Source organism: Pseudomonas sp. GV085 (genome assembly GCF_003050925.1).
Classification (GTDB): Bacteria; Pseudomonadota; Gammaproteobacteria; order Pseudomonadales; family Pseudomonadaceae; genus Aquipseudomonas.
The window spans coordinates 350,215-372,416 of sequence record NZ_QAOV01000003.1 but is presented as its reverse complement, the minus strand read 5'-3'; the positions used below and the strand labels follow the sequence as shown (position 1 = coordinate 372,416).

At 62.1% G+C, this 22,202-nt stretch carries 21 protein-coding genes; 7 read left to right on the top strand and 14 right to left on the bottom strand.

From position 1 onward, the window contains the following. Positions 1 to 35 precede the first annotated feature (35 nt). The 3 genes from C8K63_RS08930 to C8K63_RS08920 all read right to left on the bottom strand — a co-directional run bounded on the left by C8K63_RS08930 (position 36) and on the right by C8K63_RS08920 (position 2,169). Positions 36 to 629 (bottom strand): HAD family hydrolase, encoded by a 594-nt coding sequence (locus C8K63_RS08930; RefSeq protein ID WP_108216379.1) that lies wholly within the window; start codon positions 627 to 629, stop codon positions 36 to 38. After that, on the bottom strand, positions 626 to 1,495 hold the full coding sequence (gene tesB / locus C8K63_RS08925) for an acyl-CoA thioesterase II (RefSeq protein ID WP_108216378.1): 870 nt from the start codon (positions 1,493 to 1,495) through the stop codon (positions 626 to 628). Before tesB ends, C8K63_RS08930 begins: the two co-directional genes overlap by 4 nt. Positions 1,496 to 1,599: 104 nt before the next feature. After that, positions 1,600 to 2,169 carry a GNAT family N-acetyltransferase gene (locus C8K63_RS08920; RefSeq protein ID WP_108216377.1) on the bottom strand — a complete coding sequence of 190 codons (570 nt, stop codon included), beginning with the start codon at positions 2,167 to 2,169 and terminating at the stop codon, positions 1,600 to 1,602. 79 nt (positions 2,170 to 2,248) lie between these two features. Here C8K63_RS08920 and C8K63_RS08915 point away from each other — a divergent pair, with 79 nt between their 5' ends. Beyond that, the gene (locus C8K63_RS08915; protein ID WP_108216376.1) at positions 2,249 to 3,169 is read left to right on the top strand and encodes a histone deacetylase; all 921 of its coding nucleotides are present in this window, start codon (positions 2,249 to 2,251) and stop codon (positions 3,167 to 3,169) included. Between the two features lie 289 nt (positions 3,170 to 3,458). Beyond that, on the top strand, positions 3,459 to 4,700 hold the full coding sequence (locus tag C8K63_RS08910) for a TIGR03862 family flavoprotein (protein WP_177413223.1): 1,242 nt from the start codon (positions 3,459 to 3,461) through the stop codon (positions 4,698 to 4,700). 121 nt (positions 4,701 to 4,821) lie between these two features. Here the strand turns inward: C8K63_RS08910 and C8K63_RS08905 are convergent, their stop codons facing one another. Both C8K63_RS08905 and yedA read right to left on the bottom strand, forming a co-directional pair. Continuing rightward, positions 4,822 to 6,162: a DEAD/DEAH box helicase gene (locus C8K63_RS08905; RefSeq protein WP_108216374.1), complete on the bottom strand. Its 1,341-nt coding sequence runs from the start codon at positions 6,160 to 6,162 to the stop codon at positions 4,822 to 4,824. A 78-nt stretch (positions 6,163 to 6,240) separates the two neighbouring features. Beyond that, the gene (gene yedA, locus C8K63_RS08900) at positions 6,241 to 7,173 is read right to left on the bottom strand and encodes a drug/metabolite exporter YedA (protein WP_108216373.1); all 933 of its coding nucleotides are present in this window, start codon (positions 7,171 to 7,173) and stop codon (positions 6,241 to 6,243) included. A 164-nt stretch (positions 7,174 to 7,337) separates the two neighbouring features. Between yedA and C8K63_RS08895 the strand changes: the two genes are divergently transcribed. Then, entirely contained in the window at positions 7,338 to 7,787 is a 450-nt protein-coding gene (locus tag C8K63_RS08895; RefSeq protein WP_108216372.1) for an Lrp/AsnC family transcriptional regulator, read from the top strand. A 112-nt stretch (positions 7,788 to 7,899) separates the two neighbouring features. Here the strand turns inward: C8K63_RS08895 and C8K63_RS08890 are convergent, their stop codons facing one another. From C8K63_RS08890 to C8K63_RS08880, 3 genes are all read right to left on the bottom strand, one after another. After that, on the bottom strand, positions 7,900 to 8,511 hold the full coding sequence (locus C8K63_RS08890; RefSeq protein ID WP_108216371.1) for a PolC-type DNA polymerase III: 612 nt from the start codon (positions 8,509 to 8,511) through the stop codon (positions 7,900 to 7,902). Positions 8,512 to 8,533: 22 nt separating this feature from the next. After that, positions 8,534 to 9,013, bottom strand: coding sequence for an NYN domain-containing protein (locus C8K63_RS08885; RefSeq protein ID WP_007990686.1), 480 nt, complete (start codon positions 9,011 to 9,013; stop codon positions 8,534 to 8,536). A gap of 124 nt (positions 9,014 to 9,137) precedes the next feature. Then, a complete protein-coding gene (locus tag C8K63_RS08880; RefSeq protein WP_108216370.1) occupies positions 9,138 to 9,920 on the bottom strand; it encodes a DUF2076 domain-containing protein in 783 nt (260 codons plus the stop codon). 179 nt (positions 9,921 to 10,099) lie between these two features. Here C8K63_RS08880 and C8K63_RS08875 point away from each other — a divergent pair, with 179 nt between their 5' ends. Both C8K63_RS08875 and C8K63_RS08870 read left to right on the top strand, forming a co-directional pair. After that, a complete protein-coding gene (locus C8K63_RS08875; RefSeq protein ID WP_108216369.1) occupies positions 10,100 to 10,774 on the top strand; it encodes a YciC family protein in 675 nt (224 codons plus the stop codon). Positions 10,775 to 10,840: 66 nt separating this feature from the next. Beyond that, positions 10,841 to 11,920, top strand: a complete 1,080-nt coding sequence (locus C8K63_RS08870) for an endonuclease/exonuclease/phosphatase family protein (protein ID WP_108216368.1) — start codon at positions 10,841 to 10,843, stop codon at positions 11,918 to 11,920. A gap of 143 nt (positions 11,921 to 12,063) precedes the next feature. Here C8K63_RS08870 and C8K63_RS08865 read toward each other — a convergent pair whose 3' ends face one another. The 5 genes from C8K63_RS08865 to C8K63_RS08845 all read right to left on the bottom strand — a co-directional run bounded on the left by C8K63_RS08865 (position 12,064) and on the right by C8K63_RS08845 (position 17,955). Beyond that, positions 12,064 to 12,897, bottom strand: coding sequence for an ABC transporter ATP-binding protein (locus C8K63_RS08865; RefSeq protein ID WP_007975815.1), 834 nt, complete (start codon positions 12,895 to 12,897; stop codon positions 12,064 to 12,066). Beyond that, the gene (locus C8K63_RS08860; RefSeq protein WP_007990681.1) at positions 12,885 to 13,688 is read right to left on the bottom strand and encodes an ABC transporter permease; all 804 of its coding nucleotides are present in this window, start codon (positions 13,686 to 13,688) and stop codon (positions 12,885 to 12,887) included. Before C8K63_RS08860 ends, C8K63_RS08865 begins: the two co-directional genes overlap by 13 nt. An 8-nt stretch (positions 13,689 to 13,696) precedes the next feature. Then, on the bottom strand, positions 13,697 to 14,683 hold the full coding sequence (locus C8K63_RS08855) for an ABC transporter substrate-binding protein (RefSeq protein ID WP_108216367.1): 987 nt from the start codon (positions 14,681 to 14,683) through the stop codon (positions 13,697 to 13,699). A gap of 389 nt (positions 14,684 to 15,072) precedes the next feature. Further along, positions 15,073 to 16,443, bottom strand: coding sequence for an aspartate aminotransferase family protein (locus C8K63_RS08850; protein ID WP_108216366.1), 1,371 nt, complete (start codon positions 16,441 to 16,443; stop codon positions 15,073 to 15,075). 21 nt (positions 16,444 to 16,464) lie between these two features. Further along, positions 16,465 to 17,955: an aldehyde dehydrogenase gene (locus C8K63_RS08845; protein WP_108216365.1), complete on the bottom strand. Its 1,491-nt coding sequence runs from the start codon at positions 17,953 to 17,955 to the stop codon at positions 16,465 to 16,467. A 226-nt stretch (positions 17,956 to 18,181) separates the two neighbouring features. Here C8K63_RS08845 and C8K63_RS08840 point away from each other — a divergent pair, with 226 nt between their 5' ends. Then, positions 18,182 to 19,102, top strand: coding sequence for a LysR family transcriptional regulator (locus C8K63_RS08840; RefSeq protein WP_108216492.1), 921 nt, complete (start codon positions 18,182 to 18,184; stop codon positions 19,100 to 19,102). A gap of 46 nt (positions 19,103 to 19,148) precedes the next feature. Here the strand turns inward: C8K63_RS08840 and hrpB are convergent, their stop codons facing one another. Continuing rightward, the gene (gene hrpB / locus C8K63_RS08835; RefSeq protein ID WP_108216364.1) at positions 19,149 to 21,665 is read right to left on the bottom strand and encodes an ATP-dependent helicase HrpB; all 2,517 of its coding nucleotides are present in this window, start codon (positions 21,663 to 21,665) and stop codon (positions 19,149 to 19,151) included. A 100-nt stretch (positions 21,666 to 21,765) separates the two neighbouring features. Here hrpB and C8K63_RS08830 point away from each other — a divergent pair, with 100 nt between their 5' ends. Beyond that, complete coding sequence (locus C8K63_RS08830) at positions 21,766 to 22,185, top strand: hypothetical protein (RefSeq protein ID WP_007990667.1); 420 nt, start codon at positions 21,766 to 21,768, stop codon at positions 22,183 to 22,185. The last annotated feature ends 17 nt before the right edge of the window (positions 22,186 to 22,202 follow it).

Genomic DNA, 22,202 nt, shown 5'->3' with positions numbered 1-22,202 from the left:
TGCTCGCGAAAGCGGTTGCCCAGGCAACCAAGCACTCAAGCCAACAGCATCTGCCGCAACTCGACACAATCCGCCGCATGCCAATCGGTCAATTCCGGCCATGGATTATCCGGCAGATTCACCAGCACCGTGCGCGCTCCCGCCGCTCGCCCGCAATCGAGATCGAAGCGGTAATCGCCGACCATCACCATCTCGCTCGCCGGCACCTTCCACGCTTCGGCCAGTTTCAGCAACCCGCCCGGATGCGGTTTGGGCGGTGCATCATCGCGGCCCAACACATCCTCCAGCGCAAAGCAGTCGGCCAGGCCAATGGCCTCCAGCGTGACATGCGCCAGCTCCCGGGCATTGCGCGTGAGAATGCCCAGGCGATAACCGCGCCCGGCCAGCTCGCGCACCAGCTCCACCGCGCCCGGTGCCGGTTGCGAACCGAGGGCCAGGTCCCGCTCATGCTCCAGCAGCCACGCATGTTTGGCTGCGGCTTCATCGGCCGGCAGTTCGGCGAGGTGAGTCAGGATGTCGTGTTCGGCAGGAATCGCCAACGCCACGCGAATCGCCGCGAAGTCGTGCACGGCGACCGTCAGGGTACCGTCCATGTCGAACACCCAGTGACGTACATCGGCCAGGCTCATGCCCAGTCCTTGCGATGGCGGATCAAGCCTTCCTGAGTGACCGAGGCCACCAGTTGTCCTGCGCGGTTGAACACGCTGCCACGGGAGAATCCCCGGGAGTTACCCGCCCACGGACTGTCCATCGCGTAGAGCAACCAGTCATCGGCACGCAGATTCTGGTGGAACCACAGCGCGTGATCGAGGCTGGCGACCTGCATATCCTTGTGCCACACCGATTTGCCGTGGGGCTGCATCGAGGTGGTCAACAAGCCAAAGTCCGATGCGTAGGCGAGCAAATACTTATGCAGCGCCGGCGAATCGGCCAATGCCCCGTCGGCGCGGAACCAGACGTACTTGACCGGGTCGGACGGCAGCGGGTTGTAGGGATCTTTCTCGGTCACCGGGCGGAATTCGATCGGCTTGGGGCACAACAGCTTTTCGCGCATTTTCTCGGGGATCAGGTGCGCGCGCTGCTGAGTGATTTCCAGTTCCGATGGCAGGTTTTCCGGACCGACCACTTGCGGCATTTCAGTCTGGTGCTGGAAGCCTTCCTCGTCGTACTGGAACGACGCGCTGCACGTGAAGATCGGGTGGCCCTTCTGGATCGCCGTCACCCGGCGCGTGCTGAAACTGCCACCGTCACGCACCCGGTCAACCTGATACACCACCGGCAGCCCGGCATCGCCCGGACGCAGGAAATAACCGTGCATCGAATGCACATGGCGCGCCTCTTCAACCGTCTGACTGGCCGCCGACAGCGACTGGCCGAGCACCTGCCCACCGAACAATTGGCGAAAACCCAGATCCTGGCTGCGGCCACGGAACAGGTTTTCTTCGATCGGCTCCAGGGTCAGCAGGTCGACCAGATCATCCAACACTTGGCTCATTCAGATGCTCCTCACGCAAAACATTGCCGCGCAGCCTTGGCTGCAACGGTCGATTCAGTTTCTGGACCGGGCCCATGAAGGCCATTGTAAACGTCCGTGCCAGGTTATCCATGCAAGGTTTGCAGCCATTGTTCGCGGCTGATGCGATACAGCACATGCCGACGCAACGGATGATCAGCCTCGAGTCGCGGGTGATCGAAATCATCCGCCGGATCATGGTGCATGCCGATGGCCTGCATGACTTTCTCTGACGGTAGATTGGTGTGCGTCGTGAAGGCCACGACCTCTTTGAGCGGCAAGCGGTCGAACCCACAACGCAGAGCGGTCCACGCCGCTTCACTGGCGTAACCGAGACCCCAGTGCTCGCGGGCCAGGCGCCAGCCGATTTCCGTGGCCGGGGTGAACGGCGCGTCGAATCCGACCACACTCAGCCCGGTAAACCCGATGAACTGGCCAGAGTCCTTTCGCTGCAAGGCCCAGAGACCATAACCATGCTCGGCGAAATGACCACGGATTCGTCCGATCAATGATGCGCTTTCCAGCCGGCTCAAGGTTGCCGGGAAATAGCGCATCACCTGGGGATCGGCACACATCGCTGCAAAGTCCGCTAAATCTTCATCGCGCCACTGGCGCAACAGCAGCCGAGCGCTTTCAAGCTCCAGTATTGGCTCCATCGTGCCCCGCCCCTCCATTTCAATGTCGCAAGTCTACAACGCTGGTAGGATCCTTCTCTCATTCCTACATGAAATGACCATGCCACTGCCGCTGATTTATCACGAAGACTACAGTCCCGAGTTTCCGGCGGACCACCGCTTCCCCATGGACAAGTTCCGACTGTTGCGCGACCACCTGGTGGACAGCGGCCTGACCTGCGACGCCGGCCTGCTGCGCCCGCAGCTGTGTCCCGCAGACATTCTCGCCCTCGCCCATGACCCTTCGTATATCGAACGCTACATGAGTGGCGACTTGTCCCGCGAAGACCAGCGCCGCCTCGGCCTGCCCTGGAGCGAAGCCCTGGCCCGGCGCACGGTGCGGGCGGTCGGCGGCTCGTTGCTGGCGGCCGAGCAGGCGCTTGAACATGGCCTGGCCTGTCACCTGGCGGGCGGCACCCACCACGCGCACTACGACTATCCGGCCGGATTTTGCATCTTCAATGACCTGGCGGTGATCAGCCATTACCTGCTGGAAAGTGGAAAGGTGAACCGGGTGCTGATCTTCGATTGCGACGTGCATCAGGGCGACGGGACTGCACGAATTCTGCACAACACCCCGCAAGCAGTGACCGTTTCCCTGCACTGCGAAAAGAACTTTCCCGCACGCAAGGCCGAAAGCGACTGGGACATTCCACTGCCCAACGGCATGGGCGATGCCGATTACCTGAAGGTCGTGGACGATGCACTCAACTACCTGCTGCCGCTCTACCAACCGGACCTGGTGCTGTATGACGCCGGGGTCGATGTGCATAAGGACGACGCCCTGGGTTATCTGCAGCTGACAGACGAAGGCGTCGCCGCACGCGATGAAAGCGTGATGCGCCATTGCCTGGGCCGCGACATTCCGCTGGTCGGGGTGATCGGCGGCGGCTACAGCAAGGACCGCCAGGCCCTGGCTCGCCGCCACGGCATCCTCCATCACAGCGCGCAACGCGTCTGGCAGTCATCAGGCTGTCACTGAGCTGTGGATGCTTTACCCACAATGCCTGTGGAACTGCCTGTGGATAACCTGAGTGAAAGGGCCTGCAGCCCATGCCGTCTATAGGCTACAGAGCATTGGTTGTTTTTTAACCACCTTCAAAAGCACCTATGATCTCTGTAGGAGCGAGCTTGCTCGCGAAAAACTCACCGTCGCCGCTGAGCAGTTGGTCATCCGCGTTATCGTTCAAGACCTTCGCGAGCAAGCTCGCTCCTACAGAAGGCAGGGCGGTAGAATGCCCGGCTTATTCCGGCAGACCGCAGCGCATCCCATGACCCAATCTTCGCCAGCCCTCCCCCCTCACGTCGCCATCATCGGCGGCGGCCCCGCCGGTCTGATGGCGGCTGAAGTGTTGAGCCGGGCCGGGATCAAGGTCGACCTGTACGACGGCATGCCTTCGGTCGGACGAAAATTCCTCCTGGCCGGCGTCGGCGGCATGAACATCACTCACTCTGAAGCCTACCCGGCGTTTCTCTCGCGCTACGCCGAACGCGCCCCGCAGATCGCCCCGCTGCTGCGCGGCTTCGGTGCCGATGCGCTGTGCCAATGGATTCACGAGCTAGGCATCGAAACCTTCGTCGGCAGTTCCGGCCGGGTATTCCCCACCGACATGAAAGCCGCGCCGCTGCTGCGCGCCTGGCTCAAGCGCCTGCGCGACGGCGGCGTAGTTATCCACACCCGCCACCGCTGGCTCGGCTGGAACGAGCACGGCGGTTTGCGCATCGACAGCCCGGAAGGCGAAAAAACCGTGAAAGCCGATGCCACCCTGCTCGCCCTCGGTGGCGGCAGTTGGTCGCGCCTGGGCTCGGACGGCGCGTGGATGTTGTCGCTGGAGCAACACGGCGTGGGACTGGCACCGTTGCAACCGAGCAATTGCGGCTTTGAGGTGCAGGCCTGGAGCGAATTGATGGTCAGTAAATTCGCCGGCGCGCCGCTGAAAAACATCGCCATCGGCCTTAACGACGACGTGCCACGGCTCGGCGAATGTGTGATTACCGCCACCGGGATCGAGGGCAGTTTGATCTACGCCCTGTCGGCACCGATCCGCGAGGCGATCAACCAGCACGGCTCGGCAACCCTTCATCTGGACCTGTTGCCGGGCCGGCCTGTGGATAAAGTTGCGGCGGCGTTGAGCAAACCCCGGGGATCGCGCTCCATGGCCAAGCACCTGCACAGTCAGTTGGGTATCGATGGGGTAAAAGCGGTGCTATTGCGTGAACTCACGCCTGCCGAAGCATTTACCGACCCGAGCCTGCTGGCCAAATCGATCAAGGCGTTGCCACTGACCCTGGTGAAAACCCGCCCACTGGACGAGGCCATCAGCAGTGCTGGCGGCGTTTTATTCGAAGCGATGGATGAGCGATTGATGCTCAAGCAGATGCCTGGCGTGTTTTGCGCCGGGGAAATGCTCGATTGGGAAGCGCCGACGGGCGGTTATCTGCTGACCGCGTGTTTCGCCAGCGGGCGGGCGGCCGGTCTTGGAATGATTGAGTGGTTGCAGCGCGAGGGCTGAAGACCGAGGCGCGTCCATCGCGAGCAGGCTCACTCCTACAGAAAAATGCATTCCAACTGTAGGAGCGAGCCGGCTCCGGGCGGCGTTCCGACGATGGCGGCTTAACAGACGTCGCAGTTAATCAAGGCTTGCGCTTACGCGGCCCGGTATTGAACACCGGCACCTTGCGTACAGGCTTGATCGACGGTTCCGCCGGCGCAACCTCTCCGCTATCAACCCACCGACCCAGATTGCGTTTACCACCGCCACCACCGGAAGCCTTGGGTTTCTTCGGTTTTTTCGGCTTCTTGACGACCTGGCCGCTGGCATCGGTGTCCGGCACGCGGTGCTCGGGTTCGAAGTCCGGTTCGTTCTGCCGTTTCAAGGTCTGGCGGGTCAGCATCTCGATGGCCGACAGCAGATTCACTTCATCGGCACACACCAGGGAAATCGCCTCGCCGGTCGAACCCGCGCGGCCGGTACGACCGATGCGGTGGATGTAGTCCTCAGCGACAATCGGCAAATCGAAGTTGACCACCATCGGCAGATCTTCGATGTCCAGGCCCCGAGCCGCCACGTCGGTAGCGACCAGAATCTGCACTTCACTCGCCTTGAACCGGTCCAGTGCGCGCTGACGGGTCGCCTGGGGTTTGTCGCCGTGGATACCGTCGGCATTGATGCCCAGGCCCTGAAGTTTTTCCACCAGCGCGTCCACGCCGTTGCGGGTCTTGGCGAACACCAGCACCTGCTTCCACTTGCCCTTGCGCATCAGGTGCACGAACAGTTCCGGCTTACGCTTCTTGTCCACCGTCACGATCCATTGCTTGACGGTATTGGCCGCGACGTTGCGCGGGCTGACTTCAATTGTCAGCGGGTCGTTGAGCATCTGCCCGGCCAGCAGGCGGATGTCATCGGAGAAGGTCGCGGAGAACAACAGCGTCTGACGTCTCGAAGGCAGCGCGCGGTAAATGTTCGCCAGCTCTTCGGAAAAGCCCAGGTCGAGCATGCGGTCGGCTTCGTCCAGCACCAGGGTTTGCAGCTGGTTGAACTTCAGCGCGTTCTGGCGGAACAGGTCGAGCAAGCGGCCCGGCGTCGCCACCAGCAGGTCGACACCGCTGCGCAGCTTCATCATTTGCGGGTTGATGCTGACGCCGCCGTACACCGCGTAAGTACGCAGCGGCAAGTTTTCGGCGTACTGGCGCACGGCTTCGTGAACCTGCTCGGCCAGCTCGCGGGTCGGCACCAGGATCAGCGCGCGGACCGAGTTGGCGGTGACTTTCGGCCCTTCCATGGCCAGCAGTTGCAACAGCGGCAGGGCGAAACCAGCGGTCTTGCCGGTGCCCGTCTGGGCCGCGGCCATCAGGTCACGACCGGCCAGCACCGCCGGAACGGCTTGCGCCTGAACCGGCGTCGGAGTCTGGTAGCCGAGCTTCTCAAGGGAGCGCAGCAAGGGTTCGATCAGGCCAAGGGTGGCGAAAGTCATGGGAGTACCGTAGGAAAATTCAGCGCGGGTTGTTCAAAACAAGTGTGCAAAACAAGATGCAATGGCGCGCAGTTTACCCTAATTCACACGGGATTCTGTCGGCACTGCCGTCGGCACCACTGGCCGCGCTGGCGTGCGACGCCACTGCGGCAAACCGATCAGCACCACGGCGCTGATGATCACTGCCATCGCCAGGGCTTCCTCGATACCGATAGTCTCGCCAACGAACACGATCCCCAGCAACACCGCCACCGCCGGGTTGACGTAGGCATAACTGGTGGCCGCCGCCGGACGCACGTGCTTTAACAGGTACATGTAGGCGTTGAAGGCGATGATCGAACCGAACACGGTCAGATACGCCAACGCGGCCCAACCTTCGAGCGGCGGCATCTTTTCCAGGTGTTCACCGCTTACCGCGCTGGCGATCAGCAACACGACGCCACCCACCAGCATTTCCACGGCACTGGCCATCGCGCCTTGAGGCAACGGCAAGTGTTTGCTCCATACCGAGCCGAAGGCCCAGGTCGCCGCCGCGAAAATCAGCAGGGCCGCACCCAGCGGGCTCGACTGCAGGTTGGAACCGAGGTTGAGCATGGCGATGCCGATCAAACCGAGCACAATCCCGGCCCATTCGAGACGGGTATTACGCGCGCCCCAGAAATATCCGCACAGCAAGGTAAACAGCGGCACCGTCGCTACTGCCAGAGCCGCCACCCCGGAAGCCACGCCCGTATGCTCGGCCACACTGACCGCACCGTTACCGCACGCCAGCAGCAAGACGCCAATCATCCCCGCGGCTTTCCATTGCGCCCAGGTCGGCGCCGGTGCCCCGCGCCAGCGCAGGAAGGCGTACATCAAGGTCCCGGCAATGACGAAGCGGATGCCGGCGAGCAGCAACGGCGGCCAATATTCCACGCCGATGCGGATCACCAGGTAGGTCGAGCCCCAAATCACGTACAACGCGAAAAAGGCAGCGATCAACGGCAAGGGAAAACGACGGAGGCCAGGCATGGGGAGCAGCTCGCAGGCAAGACAAGTGAACGGCTATTCTAGAAAGGCCAACGACGGAAAATAAGTTACAAAACCTGTTTATCGTACCGGTACACTTTTCAAAACACGGAGTTTTTTGCGATAAACCGTGTTTTCGAAAGTCAGTCATTTTCAGGAGCCGTTCCATGGACAAATACGACCGCATGCTGCTCAGCGCCCTGCTGGAAAACGGTCGCGCGTCCTACGCCGACCTGGCGCGCAAGGTCAACCTGTCCGCCCCGGCCGTGGCCGAGCGCGTGGCCAAGCTGGAAGCCAGCGGTGTGATCACCGGTTATCAGGCGAAGGTCGACATGGCCAAGCTTGGCCTGCCGATCCAGTGCGTGATCGAACTGCGCCTGAACCAGCACGGCAACCAGAAAGCCTACGACGACCTGATCAAAATCCCGCAATTGACCGAATGCCATCGGGTGACCGGCGACCCGTGCGTGATCATGCAAGCGGCTGTGGGCTCGATGCCGGAACTGGAAGAGCTGATCAACCGGATTGCCACGTTCGGGTTCAGCAAGACCTCGATTGTGCTGTCCAGCGCCATCGAGAAGCGGGTGCCGCTGGGGCATATCGAAGGCAACCTGTAGGAGCGAGCCTGCTCGCGATGGTCGCCAACGATAACGCGGGAAACCTGACACCCCGCACTGATCTCGGGCTCATCGCGAGCAGGCTCGCTCCTACAGGGGGTAGGCGGTGTTTTCAGAACCCGCGATAGCGCTTGAGATGCTCGCCCACTTTCGCCGCAGGGACCTTCTGCAACTTGCACAGCAAGTCATGGGACAGCTCGCGCAGACCATGCTTCTGGCGCAACTCTTCGGCCAAGTGCGCCGTCAGGTTAGCCGCCATCTCGGCATCGGCCATGGCCCGGTGCGCCTTGCCGGTGTGGGGCAGGTTGGCGAACGTGGTCAGGGTGCCGAGTTTGTGGTTCGGCGCGGCGGGCATCAGCCGGCGGGCCAGCAGCAGCGAGCAGGCAAAGTTCTGCAAGCGGGTGCGTTTGATCCGCCCCAGTTCGAAGTCCCAGAACTTCTGGTCGAACGCGGCATTGTGCGCGAGCAACGGGGTGCAGCCGACGAACTCATTCACTTCGTTCATCACCTGCTCCGCCGACGGCGCGCTGCGCAGCATGGCGTTGCTGATGCCGGTGAGTTGCTCGATGAAGGCCGGGACGCGCACGCCGGCGTTCATCAGGCTTTGGTAACGCTCGACGATGCGCCCCTGTTCAAGGATCACCACGGCGATTTCCGTGGCCCGGCAGCTGCTGCTCGGGGAGATCCCGGTGGTTTCAAAGTCGATGACTGCTATGCGTTCCAAACCTGGTTCAACTCCGTAAAAATCAATTCTTGAGCAACAACGCGCCTTCGATTGGCACGTAACGGCTGGCGGCGCGGATCAACGAGTTGGCGGTCAGGCCCGGTACACCGTAGGCCACCGCCTGTACCCCGTGTTTGCTGATGATGCGTTCGAGCAGCATGTCGAAATCACCGTCGCCGGAGGCCAGGACGATTTCATCGACATGGTCGGCGGCATCCATGATGTCGAGAGTAATGCCCACGTCCCAGTCGCCCTTGGCCGAACCATCGCTGCGCTGGATGTACGGCTTGAGCTTTACGGTGAAACCGAGGTTGCGCAGGATCTGCTGAAACTGCTGCTGTTTACTGTCACCGCGATCGATGGCGTAGGCGTAGGCCTCGACGATCTCGCCCTGTTTGCTGATGTCAGCCCACAGTGCGGCGTAGTTGAAGTGGCAACCATAAGCCTGACGCACGGTGTAGTAGAGGTTCTGGACATCGGCGAACACTGCGATTTTTTTCACCGGCTTTCCTCAAGGCTGAATCAGGCACCAGGCCCGAAAGGTCGCCCAGTATGCCAGCCCGAAGGATTGTTCCGCGAATAATCGGCTATGTGGCGAGGGAACTTGCTCCCTCGCCACATATGGGTCAGACGAAGGAATCGTCGTCGCCGCCGAAGAGCGATGAGTTGTCATCGCTGTAATCAGCGTCGCTGAACCCGCCCTGATCGTTGCTCCAGGAATCGTTACCGGCCACGCGCTGGTCATCGCCCCAGCCATTGTTTCCCTGGTCGTTGACCTGGGCCGGCTCTTCCTTGATGACTTCGACGACTTCCGGTTGCTGATTGTGATGGAACAGGCTGCTGATGCCTTGTGCCAGCATCACGCCACCCGCCACGCCGGCCGCGGTTTTCAGCGCTCCACCGAGGAAACTGCTGCCGGCCGCTGCCGGAGCCTGTTGCTGCGGTGCATAGCCCTGCTGTGGAAAGTTTTGCGGCGGCGCGCCGAAATTCTGCTGTGGTGGTTGCGCACCGAACGACGAGCGTCCCGGCTCACGCCAGCCACCGCTCGACGACGATGCGCTCTGGGTTGGCGCGGGTTGTGGCTCACGAGAGCCGCCGCCAAAGATGCTCGACAAAAAGCCACCGCTACCCGGAGCCGGAGCCGGGGTTGCCTGAGCCTTGGCCTGTTGCAGTTCGGCCTGCAACTGCTGGACTTGCCCGGTCAGTTGCCTGTTCTGTTCATCGAGGCTCTTGATCGCCGCCTCTTGCACCAGAATCGCCTGGGTCATGAAATAACCTGCCGCCGGCTGGCGCGTCAGGTGTTCCTTGATCCGCGCCTCGGCCTGGGCGTCGCGCGGGGCTGAGTCCGTTTCGGCCTGTTGCAGCCGGGAAAACAGTCCATCGATCAGGGTTTGTTCTTCGCTGTTCATGGCGACCTCGTAGATTGCCGGGGGAAATCGTTGCCCTTTTCCACTGAGGATAAGGTGCTCGACCTTAATGGAGGCTGAAACAAGATGTTTCAATGACCTTTACCGAACGTTTACGTTTGCGTCCCCGAGTACTTCATCGGTTAAAGTGAGCCACTGCTTCCAACCTGCGATACCCACTGATGAATCCGTTAGATGTCCTGCGTGACTCCCTGTATTTCTTCAAGCGCAATCTGGGCCAGATCGTGCAGCTGTGCCTGCCGCTGGTGATGCTTGAGGCGCTGCTGCAACAAGTGGTCGATCACTCCACGGAGCCGGACAGTTTCCCCGGCATCAGCGTGATCGTCGGCCTGCTGGTGTACCCGCTGTACACCGCCGCGCTGATTCTGTTTCTCGACGCCCGCAGCCGAGGCGAGTCGCCGCGCAACCGCGACCTGCTGACGATGGCGGCGAGCCTGTGGCCGCGCTTCGCCCTGCTGACGGCGCTCAATACCGTGCTGATTCTGCTGGGCCTGTCGCTGTATTTCCTGCCGGGCATCTACCTGATGGTGACCCTGGCGTTTGGCGAATACCTGCTGGTGTTGCGCGGCCTGGCGCCGCTGGCGGCCATGAAGGAAAGCCTGCGCCTGACCAGCGGTCACTTCCTGCGCATTCTGCTGTGCATTCTGTGTGTGATGGGACCGTTGTGGCTGCTCAAGGGGGCCACTCTGGCGGCGTATCCGGAACCGCAAAACCCGGTGATCTCGCTGCTGATCGACAGCGCCCACAGTTTCCTGCAGCTGTTTACCAGCGTGGTGCTGTTCCGGTTGTTCATGCTGATCAACCCGTTGCCTGAGAGAAATGACAGCTCGCTCTGATCTTGGGCGCGACCATCGCTCTCGGGTATGCTCGGGAACAATCCTGTAACGCTAATAAGCCGAGCCATGACCCGTCTACTGCGCTACACCCTGCTGGGCCTGCTGATCGTGACCGGCCTGATCACCGCGATGACCTACAGCCTGACCTGGCGCCCCGACGCCAAAGAAGTATTGCCAGTCAGTTGCAGCGCCCAGGCCCCCTCCCTGGTTCCGGGGCAGGCGCTGAAGGTGATGACCTGGAACGTCCAGTACCTGGCCGGCAAGCGCTACGTGTTCTGGAATGACCTGGCCGCCGGTACCGACGAACGTCCCACAGCGGAGGACATGGCTTTCAGCCTCGACGAAGTGGCGCGGGTGATTCGCGACGAACAACCGGACATCGTGCTGTTGCAGGAACTGGACGACGGCGCCAAGGCCAGCGATTACCAGCACCAGCTCAAACTGCTGCAAGAACGGCTCGCCGACTTGTATCCCTGTGGCACCAGCGCCTTCGACTGGAAGGCCGACTTCGTGCCGAACCCGCATATCTTCGGCAGTGTCGGACGGCAACTGGCGACGCTGAGCCGTTACCAGATCGAACATGCCGAACGCCTGCAACTGCCCATCACCTCGGGCAATTCGCTCAGCCGCCAGTTCAAACCCAAAAACGCTTTGCTGGTGAGCTACTTGCCGTTGAGTGATGGCGGGCAGTTGGCGGTGTTCAATACCCATCTGGAGCGTGCGACCCAAGCCGACAATACCTCGCAAAACCAGGTGACCGCCGTGGCCAGGACTCTCGATAAATTCGAAAGCCGTGGCACGCCGTGGCTGATCGGCGGGGATTTCAACCTGTTGCCGCTTGGCCAGTATCGACGCCTGCCCGATGCGCAACGCACGCCCTACTCCGTCGACAGTCCGTTGCACATCCTGTGGGACAAGTACCCGATGATCCCGACCAACAACGAAGCCAGTGGTATCGGCCGCGAACGCTGGCTGACCCATTACCCGAACGATCCCGGGCTGAACGGCCCGGACCGGACCGTCGACTACCTGTTCTACAGCCCGCGGATCAAACGGGTCGAGGCGATGGTGCGGCAGGACGATACGTTGCGCATCTCCGATCACTTGCCGGTGATTGCCCGGTTCCTGTTGCCGGCTGCGCCGTAGCACCTCACTCAAGTCAGATGCAAAACCTGTGGGAGCGAGCCTGCTCGCGATTGCGGTGTGTCAGACAGATCAATATTGACTGACACTACGCCTTCGCGAGCAGGCTCGCTCCCACAGGGATGGTGCACGGGCTGGAATCGGGATTAATGCACCTCCTCCAGATCGTCATGCAGCAGCCCGAAGATCTCGCGCTTCATCTCGATGAACGAGCGCTCCATGACCATGTCCAGGTTGCGCGGACGCTCGATCGGCACGTCCAGAATCTGCTTGATCCGCCCCGGTCTGGCGCCCATGACGTAGACCCGGTCGCCGAGCAGGATCGCCTCGTCAATGTCGTGGGTCACGAACAACACCGTCTTCTTGCTGTTGCCCCACACCCGCAACAACAACTGCTGCATTTGCAGGCGCGTCTGGCTGTCGAGGGCGCCGAAGGGCTCGTCCATCAGCAGGATCTGCGGGTCATTGGCCAGCGCGCGGGCAATGGCGACGCGCTGCATCATCCCGCCGGACAGCTGCTTGGCGTAGTTGTCGGCAAAGCCGCTCAGGCCCACCTCATTGACGTAGTAATCGACGATGTCCTTGCGTTGCGCCGCTGGCATGCCGCGCCGCTTGAGGCCGAACTCGACGTTCTGGCGCACCGTCAGCCACGGGAACAGCGTGTAGCTCTGGAACACCATGCCGCGATCCGCACCGGGGCCTTCCACCTGCTGGCCGCCGACGTAAATCTCGCCCGAGGTCGGTTCGGCCAGGCCGGCGGTGAGGTACAGCAGACTCGACTTGCCGCAACCCGAAGGCCCCACCAGTACCGCAAATTGCTGGTCCGGCACTTCGAACGACACCTCCTCCAACGCGGTGAACGTGCCGCCATCGGGTTTCTTGTAACGCAGGCTGACCTTGTCCACCTGCAGCCGAGGCGCGTTCACCGGGGCAGCCTGAGGGGCGACAAAACGATGAGTGGCGGCAGTTACTGAGCCCATGCGGTAATCCTCAGGCGTAGGAAACGGAACAGCTGATCGGTGACCAGGCCCAGCAGGCCGATGATCGCGATGGCGAGGAAAATCACATCCACCTGGAAGCCACGCATGGCCTTGAGGCTCAGGTAACCCAGGCCACTGGAAGCGGCGACCAGTTCAGCCACCACCAGGTAAGTCCAGGCCCAGCCCATGGTCACGCGCAGGGTGTCGAGCACGCCCGGCAGGGAAGCCGGGGCGATCACGTGCAGCACCGCATCGCGGCGATTGGAACCGAGGGTGTAAGAGGCGTTGATCAGATCCTTGGAGATGCCTTTGGACACGTCCGCGATCATCACCAGTTGCTGGAAGAACACGCCGAAAATGATCACCGACACCCGTTGCTCCAGACCGATGCCAATCCACAGGATGAACAGCGGCACGAACGAGGTCACCGGCAGGTAACGAATGAAATTCACCAGCGGCTCAAGAAAGGCCTGGACGATGCGGAAGCTGCCCATCAACAGTCCCAGCGGCACTGCCACCAGGGACGACACGATGAAGCCGACCATCACCACTTCGACGCTGGCCCACACATGCTGGCCGAGAGTGCCGTCGCGACCGAGGCGCACGGCGGCCTCGACCACCGCACCCGGCGTCGGCAGGAACATGCCCGGCACCACGCCACCGTAGGACAAGCCGGCCCACAGGCCGACCAACAGCACCCAGGCAAGACCGCTCGCGCTCCAGATCACCGAGACCGGCAGACCGGTCTTGGGCGTGATGCAGCGGCTCAGCCATGAATTGCGCTTGAACATGCAGCCTCCTAGAGCGGGGTGACGAAGCGGTTGTCGATCAGGTCGTCATTGCTGACGTTGTAGGGCTTGCCTTGCAGCTCGCTGGCGGTCTCGTTGGCCAGCTTGATCAGCGGCGCGCTGTCACCCGGTTTGCCCGGCGCACCCAGGAGTTTTTCGCTCATGGCCTGATCGTAGAAGCGCACGCCCTGGGCGGCGGCTTCCAGCGCCTTCGGATCGGCCAGGTAACCGCCAACGCCCTTGGCCATGATTTTGTAGGCTTCCTGTGGATGATCCTTGGTGTACTGCACGGCTTTATACAAACCGGCCACCAGTGCCTTGACGTCTTCCGGCTGCTTTTCGATGACCGTGCAGTTCAGTGCGACCACGTCGACGATCACCCCCGGCGTGCTGCTGCTGTCGATCAGCACCTTGCCCTGCTGCTTGTCGCGAACCATCGACAGGTGCGGTTCCCAGGTCACGGCGGCCGGTACGCGACCGGCGATGAACGCGGTGGCGGCGTCGTCGGCCGTCATGTTCTGCACGGTGATGTCGCTCATGCTCATACCGTGTTTTTTCAGCAGATACGACAGCCAGAACTGCGAGGTCGAACCTTCGTTGACCGCAACGGCCTTGCCCTTGAGTTCCTGCAGGCTCTTGACGTCCTTGCCGACCAGCACGCCGTCGCCACCATGGCTGTCGTCCAGCGCGGCCACGGCCTTGAAGCAGAATTGCGGACGGTACTTGAGCACCTCGTCGATGGTCGACGCCGAGCCGGACAACTCGCCGGAAGCCTGTGCGGCCATGTACATCGCCGCTTCCTCGACCACCGGCAACTCGACGGTCAAACCGTTTTCCTTGAAGTAGCCAAGGTCCTGGGCCAGGTACAGGGTGCCGTAGCCGACCCAGGTGGTATGACCGATGGACAGGGTGCCGGCCTGGGCGCTGGTGGCGACCGTCGCGGCGATGGCGGTGACCGCCAGTGGATGGGCAACGCGGGTAAGCAAGGACTTGATCATGGAGCACTCCCAAAGCTGTTGATTTGGTTTTGTCATGGGCAGTACGGCGAGCCCTGAATCGGCTGCAACCTGTGGTCTCTTGGGGACCCTTCGGCGGGCAGCATTGGGCGGGCTGGCGAGATCGATGTTGGCCCAAGGGCGGGATTAGGAAAATGAGGAAATATGTGGATGCGAACGATGAAAAAACTCGTTAGCGCGCACCGCGAAAGGGCGCTGTAGGCGGGGATGCCCGAGGTGGGTGCAAGACGTTGAAAATGTGTTGAGTCGGCCATAGCATTCGCGGGCAAGCCCGCTCCCACAGGTTATATGTCGTGCCCAAAACGTGCGGCCGACACAAATCCTGTGGGAGCGGGCTTGCCCGCGAAGAGGCCCGCAAGAACGCTACAAAGTCAGAGCCGACCGTACTCCTGCGCCGTGCGATCCATCGCTTTCAGGGTCTTGCTGATCAGCTCATCAATCTCCTCACGACTGGCAATCAACGCCGGCGCCATGATCATCCGGCCCAAGGTCGAGCGAATGATCACCCCCTCCTCAAAACCAATCGTACGGCAGCGCCAGGCGATGTCGTTCTCGTTGGCGAAACGCTTGCGAGTGGATTTGTCTTCGGCCAGTTGCAACGCCGCGACCATGCCGGTGCCCTGGATGTCCCCCACCAGCGGGTGCTTGCCGAACACTTCGCGCAGGCACTGTTGCAGGTACGGGCCGATGTCATCCTTGACCCGCGTCACCACGCCTTCATCGCGCAAGGCCTTGAGGTTGGCAATCGCCACCGCTGCCGCCACCGGGTGCCCGGAATAGGTCAGGCCGTGAGCAAACACACCGCCCTGCTCCACCAGCACCGAGGCCATTTTTTTCGACAGGATCAAGCCGCCCATGGGGATGTAGCCCGAGGTCAGCCCCTTGGCTATGGACAGGGTGTCCGGCTCGAAACCGAAGTACTCATGGGCAAACCATTCGCCGGTACGACCAAAGCCACCGATCACTTCATCGGCGCACAGCAGCACGTCGTACTTGCGGCAGATACGCTGGACTTCTGGCCAGTAGCTTTCAGGCGGGAAGATCATCCCGCCCGCGCCCTGGAACGGTTCGGCGATGAAGCCTGCGACCTTGCCGGCGCCCAGCTCGAGAATCTTCGCTTCCAGTTGCTGTGCTGCACGCAGACCGAATTCCGCCGGCGTCAGGTTGCCCTCATGAGCAAAGAAGTACGGCTCGTCGATGTGCTCGATGTCCGGAATCATGCCGCCCATTTCGTGCATGAACTTCATGCCACCCAGTGCCGTCGCGGCCAGGGTCGAACCGTGGTAACCGTTCCAGCGGCCGATCATGATTCTCTTCTCGGGCTTGCCGAGTACCTGCCAGTAACGCCGCACCGTGCGGATCAACACCTCGTTGGCTTCGGAGCCGGAGTTGGTATAGATCGCGTGGCTGTAGTGACCCGGCAGCAGGCTGAACAGCAACTCGGAGAGTTCGATCACCTGCGGGTGGGTGGTGTGGAAAAACATGTTGTAGTACGGCAGCTGTTCCAGCTGCCGGCTCGCAGCAAAGGCCAGGTCCTTGCGCCCGTAACCGAGGTTGGTGCACCACAGCCCGGACATGCCGTCGAGGTAACGCCGGCCATCGTTGTCCCACAGGTGCAGGCGCTCGCCACGGACCATCACCCGTGGCCCCTCGTCGTTGAGGGCTTTCTGATCGACGAACGCATGGATGTGGTGCGCAGCGTCGGCGGCCTGATAGTCGCGGGTGTCACGTGGTGTGGTCATCGCCAGTTCTCCGTTTTGTTATCAGCGCAATTGAAACCAGGTGGTCTTCAACTGGGTGTATTTATCGAATGAATGCAGGGACAGGTCGCGACCGAAACCCGACTGCTTGCCGCCGCCAAAAGGCACGGTCACGTCCAGCGCATCGACGCTGTTGACCGACACCGTACCGGCCCGCAATTGTCTCGCCACACGGTGAGCGCGATTGAGGTCGTCGGTCCACAGCGAAGCCGCCAGACCGTAGACGCTGTCGTTGGCCAGTTGCAAGGCGTGGGCCTCATCGTCGAACGCCGTGACGGCCAGTACCGGGCCGAACACTTCATCGCGAAACAGCGGCATGTCCGGGGTCACACCGGTAAAAATCGTCGGCTGGATGAAGTTGTCGGAGCCGTTGAAGATCGACTGTCGACCGCCACAGACTTTGCTCGCGCCTTGCTGCTCGGCCTGCTGGATGAACTTCATGATGCGCGCGGTCTGACGGCTGTCGACGATGGCCCCGGCGGCGCTCGACGGGTCCAGCGGATCCCCCGGCAACCAGCGTTCGGCCTGGGCCTTGAGGCGTTCGACGAATTCGTCATGGATCGAGCGCTGCACCAGCAACCGCGAGTTGGCCGAGCAGACTTCACCCTGATTGAAGAAGATGCCGAATGCGGCTTTCTCGGCCGCCAGATCCAGGTCCTGACAATCGGCAAACACCAGGTTCGCACTCTTGCCACCGCATTCCAGCCACACCTGCTTGAGGTTCGACTGGGCCGAGTACTGCATGAAATATTTGCCGACTTCGGTGGAGCCGGTGAACACCAGACAGTCGACGTCCGGGTGCAGGCCGAGGGCCTTGCCGGTCTGCTCGCCGAGGCCCGGCAGCACGTTCAACACACCCGCAGGTACACCGGCTTCCAGCGCCAGTTCAGCCAGGCGCAGGGCGGAAAACGGCGACTGCTCGGCCGGCTTGAGGATCACCGAGTTACCGGCGGCCAGGGCCGGGGCGAGTTTCCACGCCGCCATGTCCAGGGGGAAATTCCACGGCACCACGGCAGCCACCACGCCGAGGGCTTCGCGGGTAATGGTCGCCAGCACATTCTGCGCACTCGGCGCGACCTGATCGTAGAGTTTGTCGAGGCTTTCGGCGTACCAGCGGAACACTCCAGCGGCACCCGGCACGTCGATGTTGTAGGCATCGGCGACGGGTTTGCCCATGTTCAGCGAGTCGAGCAGCGCCAGCTCTTCACGGTTTTCGAGGATCAAGTCGGCCAGGCGCAACAGCACCTGCTTGCGTTCGGTCGGCGGGCGCGCCGCCCAGGTGCCCGCCTCGAAGACCTGCCGCGCATTACGCACCGCCGCGTTCACGTCTTCTTCGCCGCAAGCGGCAACGTTGGCCAGGCATTGCCCGGTAGCAGGGTTGATCGCGGCGAAAGTCTGCCCCGACTGCGCCGCGCGGTGCTGGCCGCCGATCACCGCCTGGTCGGGAAACCGCAGGGAAGCGGCCTTGCGTTGCCAATACTCAAGCTCGAACACGTTCAGATGCTCCAGAGGACATTCTTGTGTATTGGATAGTCGCTCAGGCCCAAGCGGTGGAAAACCAGTAAAAATGTGTTCGCAGGCCAAGAAAAAACTACGTAGCCAATCTCCCTTCTGGTGCCGCATGTGGTTATTGTTCAACCACAACAAATCGCTGCCCGAGCGGATAGGGGTGGCGCGCAAATTGCCCGGATGCCTGATCCGTTCTCCCCCGAGGTTTGCTGTGGCTGCCTACAATCTGCGTCAACTGAAATACTTCATCACCACCGTCGAATGCGGCAGCGTCGCCGAAGCCTCGCGCAAGCTGTACATCGCCCAGCCTTCGATCTCCACGGCCATCAAAGGGCTGGAAGACAGCTTCGGTGTGCAATTGCTGATCCGCCATCACGCCCAGGGTGTGTCGTTGACCCCCAGCGGTGCGCGCTTCTATCGCAAGGCCCAGGAACTGCTGCGCATGGCCAGGGAGTTCGAACAGAACGCCCTGGCCGACAACGATGTGGTGTCCGGGCAGATCGATATTGGCTGTTTCGAAACCGTCGCGCCGCTGTACCTGCCGCAACTGATGGCGGGGTTCTCGGCGTTGTATCCGGGCGTGGAAATCCGCATTCGCGACGGCGAGCAGCAGGAGTTGGTACAGGGCCTGACCTCCGGCGCCTTCGATCTGGCGATCCTTTACGAGCACGATCTGGACGGCACCATCGAAACCGAACCGCTGATGCCGGCGCAACGACCTTACGCATTACTACCGGCGGATCACCGCTTTGCCCAACAGGCACAAGTGTCGCTGCGGGATCTGTGCCTGGAGCCGATGATTCTTCTGGACGTACAGCCGAGCCGGACGTACTTCGTCAGCCTGTTCGATGAGCTGGGCCTGACCCCACGCATCGCCTTCAGCTCTCCATCCATCGAGATGGTGCGCGGCATGGTCGGCCAGGGCTTTGGTTTTTCGATACTGGTGACCAAGCCGCATTCGGAGTGCACCTACGACGGGCAGAAAGTGGTGTGCGTGGACATTGCCGAAAACGTCACCGGTTCAGGGTTGGTAGCGGCCTGGCTCAAGCGCGGGCAACTGACCAAACCGGCGCAGTTGTTCGCGGACTATTGCCGCGAACAACTCACGGCGAAATCCGAAAGATCGCAGTGATCCCCCTCGCCACAGAGTTCAGCGTTCAGCGTTCAGCGTTCAGCCGTTATTTACGGGGTTTGATCCGCGCGGTGGCTTCGGCCACCAGTGGATCATCCGGCCAGTAATGTTTGGGATAACGCCCCTTCAAATCCTTCTTCACTTCGGCGTAGGTACTGCGCCAGAAGTTCGCCAGGTCCTGGGTCACCTGCACCGGCCGCCGCGCCGGGGACAACAGATGCAGCTTGACTACCTGCCGCCCCCCGGCGATGCGCGGGGTTTCCGCCAGGCCGAACAACTCCTGCAAACGCACCGCCAGAATCGGCGGCTGCTCGCTGTAGTCCAGACGAATCGACGAGCCCGACGGCACGCTCAAATGATGCGGCGCCAGCTCGTCCAGCCGCTGCGGCAGCGGCCACGGCAGCAGGTTGTGGACGATGTTCGACAGGTCCAGATTGGCGAAGTGACTGAGCCGGGAAACCTTGCCCAGATACGGCATCAGCCACTGTTCCAGGCTTTTGAGCAGCGCCGCGTCGCTAACGTCCGGCCATTCGCTCTCGCCTTTGCCGGCGAGGTCCAGTTGCCGCAACAACGCGACCCGCGCCTGCCACTGACGCAGCTCCGGAGTCCACGGCAACAGCTCCAGGCCTTTGCGCCGCACCAGGTTTACCAGCGCCTGGCTGCGAGCAGTTTCGTCGAGGCCTGTCAGCGGCTCGCGGCTGAGGATCAGTTCACCAACCTTGCGCTGACGCTCGGCCCGCAGCACGCCTTCACGCTCGTCCCAATCCAGCTGATCGACGCAGCGCACCTGCTCTGCCAGCACTGAATCGAACAGCGCCGGATCGAAGTCCGTCGCCAGGTAAATCCGCTCCTCACGCTGCCCCTGACGACTGCCCAGATCGGCGATCACCAGCCACGGCTGCTTCATCAGGCTGTCGGCCTCGGCGAACAGTGCGGCACGTCCGTTGGCCAAGCGATATTCCGCACCACCGGCGCGCCGTTGTTGGGAGACCCGGTCGGGATAGGCCAGCGCCAGCAACGCGCCGAGCCAGCGCGGATGATCCGGATCGCTGACCGGCTCCGTCGCTTTGCCGCGCAGGTAACCACGATACTGCCGCGCCAGTTGCCGTGCGCGCTGCACGCCCCCCTGGGCACCGCGTGCGGCCCGCTCTTCACCAGACAGCAATACCAGTCGGCTGTGCAAGTCCGCCCCGCCGCCGCGCAAGATATCGCGCTCGCCGAGCAGCGCCGCGACATCGCAGGCCATGTCCGCCAGACCCAGTGCCTGGCCACGCAACAGCAAATGCGCGATGCGCGGATGCGCCGGCAGTTCGGCCATGGCCTGACCGTGACGGGTCAGCGCTTCACCCTCCAGTGCTCCCAGGCGTTCGAGCAGATCCTGGGCCTGTGCATAAGCAGCGGCTGGCGGTACGTCGAGCCACACCAGTTGCCCCGGTGTCACGCCCCAGCGCCCCAGTTGCAAGGCCAGCCCGGCGAGGTCCGCCGAAAGGATTTCTGCGCTGCCATAGGCCGCCAGTTGCTCGTGCTGGTCCTGGGACCACAGGCGATAACACACCCCGGGCTCCAGGCGCCCGGCCCGGCCAGCACGCTGGGTGGCGCTGGCCTTGGAAATGCGTTGGGTGTCGAGACGGGTCATGCCGCTGCCAGGGTCGAAACGCGGCACCCGCGCCAGCCCCGCATCGATCACCACGCGCACGCCGTCGATGGTCAAACTGGTTTCGGCGATGTTGGTGGCCAGCACCACTTTGCGCTTGCCCGGTGGCGCCGGATCGATTGCCGCCCGTTGTGCCGCCAGGTCCAGCTCACCGTGCAACGGACACAACAAAACTTGTGGGTTATCGCCCAGAGAATCGGCCAGTTGCTGATGCACGCGACGGATTTCCGCCTGCCCCGGCAGGAACACCAGCACGCTGCCGGTCTCGTCGTTCAAGGCTTCGAGGATGGTCTGCACCAGGCGCGGCTCGATGAATTCACCCGACTGGAACGGCCGCCCCCAGCGCATCGCCACCGGGTACATGCGCCCTTCGCTGCGCAAGATCGGCGCGTCGTCGAGCAACCCGGCCAAGCGTTCGCCTTCGAGCGTGGCGGACATCAAGAGGATTTTCAGCGGCTGATCGTCACGGAACAGTTCGCGGCCATTGAGGCTCAGGGCCAACGCCAGATCAGCGTCGAGACTGCGCTCGTGAAATTCATCGAAGATCAGCAGACCCACGCCTTCCAGCGCCGGGTCGTCCTGCAGGCGCCGGGTGAGGATGCCTTCGGTGACCACTTCGATACGAGTGTTGGGGCCGACCTTGCTGTCGAGGCGAATGCGATAACCCACGGTTTCGCCGACCTTCTCCCCCAGCTCACTGGCCAGCCGCTCCGCTGCTGCGCGTGCGGCCAACCGGCGGGGTTCGAGCATCAGGATGGTCTGCCCGGCCAGCCACGGTTCGTTGAGCAAGGCCAAAGGCACGCGGGTGGTTTTACCGGCACCGGGCGGCGCTTCGAGCACGGCTTCGTGGCGTGTAGCGAGGGCTTCACGCAGGGCGGGTAAAACTTCATCGATCGGCAAAGAAATCATGCTGGCTCCAAAACAGAGCGGCGAGTATAACGGCGAACTGTTTGGCGTAGTCTGGGCTCTAACCAGTAACGTTATTGGCGTTCTACTCAGGAGATTTCATATGCGTGCTCCCTTTCGCCTGATTGGCGGTGTTCTGGTCGCAACCTTGCTGACTCAAGTGACGGCCTGCGGTTCGATCTTCTACCCCGATCGCCGTGGCCAGATCGAAGGCAAGATCGACCCGGCCATCGCCGCGCTCGACGCCGTTGGCCTGCTGTTCTACATCATCCCCGGCCTGATCGCGTTTGCCGTGGACTTCGCCACCGGCGCGATTTACTTCGAACCGGGCAAGACCGCCCAGGTCGACCCGCAAAAACTCAAGGACGCCATCGGCCCCGACGGTAAAGTCGATAACCGCAAGTTACAGACTATTCTGGAAAGCGAACTGGGCCGAAGCTTCCCGCTGGACGATCCACGCCTGATCCAGAGCAAAGGCAGCACTCAGCAACTGGCGATGTTCGGCCTGCAACCCGCCGCATAATCCCTGCGCGCAAAAGG

Excerpts from the sequence above, each read along its gene's own strand:
- C8K63_RS08860 (WP_007990681.1), bottom strand. The coding sequence starts at position 13,688 with ATGTTCAAGCGCAATTCATGGCTGAGCCGCTGCATCACGCCCAAGACC.
- tesB (WP_108216378.1), bottom strand. The coding sequence starts at position 1,495 with ATGAGCCAAGTGTTGGATGATCTGGTCGACCTGCTGACCCTGGAGCCG.
- C8K63_RS08875 (WP_108216369.1), top strand. The coding sequence starts at position 10,100 with ATGAATCCGTTAGATGTCCTGCGTGACTCCCTGTATTTCTTCAAGCGC.
- C8K63_RS08880 (WP_108216370.1), bottom strand. The coding sequence starts at position 9,920 with ATGAACAGCGAAGAACAAACCCTGATCGATGGACTGTTTTCCCGGCTG.
- C8K63_RS08930 (WP_108216379.1), bottom strand. The coding sequence starts at position 629 with ATGAGCCTGGCCGATGTACGTCACTGGGTGTTCGACATGGACGGTACC.
- C8K63_RS08855 (WP_108216367.1), bottom strand. The coding sequence starts at position 14,683 with ATGATCAAGTCCTTGCTTACCCGCGTTGCCCATCCACTGGCGGTCACC.
- C8K63_RS08865 (WP_007975815.1), bottom strand. The coding sequence starts at position 12,897 with ATGGGCTCAGTAACTGCCGCCACTCATCGTTTTGTCGCCCCTCAGGCT.
- C8K63_RS08830 (WP_007990667.1), top strand. The coding sequence starts at position 21,766 with ATGCGTGCTCCCTTTCGCCTGATTGGCGGTGTTCTGGTCGCAACCTTG.
- C8K63_RS08905 (WP_108216374.1), bottom strand. The coding sequence starts at position 6,162 with ATGACTTTCGCCACCCTTGGCCTGATCGAACCCTTGCTGCGCTCCCTT.
- C8K63_RS08915 (WP_108216376.1), top strand. The coding sequence starts at position 2,249 with ATGCCACTGCCGCTGATTTATCACGAAGACTACAGTCCCGAGTTTCCG.
- C8K63_RS08850 (WP_108216366.1), bottom strand. The coding sequence starts at position 16,443 with ATGACCACACCACGTGACACCCGCGACTATCAGGCCGCCGACGCTGCG.
- C8K63_RS08920 (WP_108216377.1), bottom strand. The coding sequence starts at position 2,169 with ATGGAGCCAATACTGGAGCTTGAAAGCGCTCGGCTGCTGTTGCGCCAG.
- hrpB (WP_108216364.1), bottom strand. The coding sequence starts at position 21,665 with ATGATTTCTTTGCCGATCGATGAAGTTTTACCCGCCCTGCGTGAAGCC.
- C8K63_RS08910 (WP_177413223.1), top strand. The coding sequence starts at position 3,459 with ATGACCCAATCTTCGCCAGCCCTCCCCCCTCACGTCGCCATCATCGGC.
- C8K63_RS08895 (WP_108216372.1), top strand. The coding sequence starts at position 7,338 with ATGGACAAATACGACCGCATGCTGCTCAGCGCCCTGCTGGAAAACGGT.
- C8K63_RS08870 (WP_108216368.1), top strand. The coding sequence starts at position 10,841 with ATGACCCGTCTACTGCGCTACACCCTGCTGGGCCTGCTGATCGTGACC.
- yedA (WP_108216373.1), bottom strand. The coding sequence starts at position 7,173 with ATGCCTGGCCTCCGTCGTTTTCCCTTGCCGTTGATCGCTGCCTTTTTC.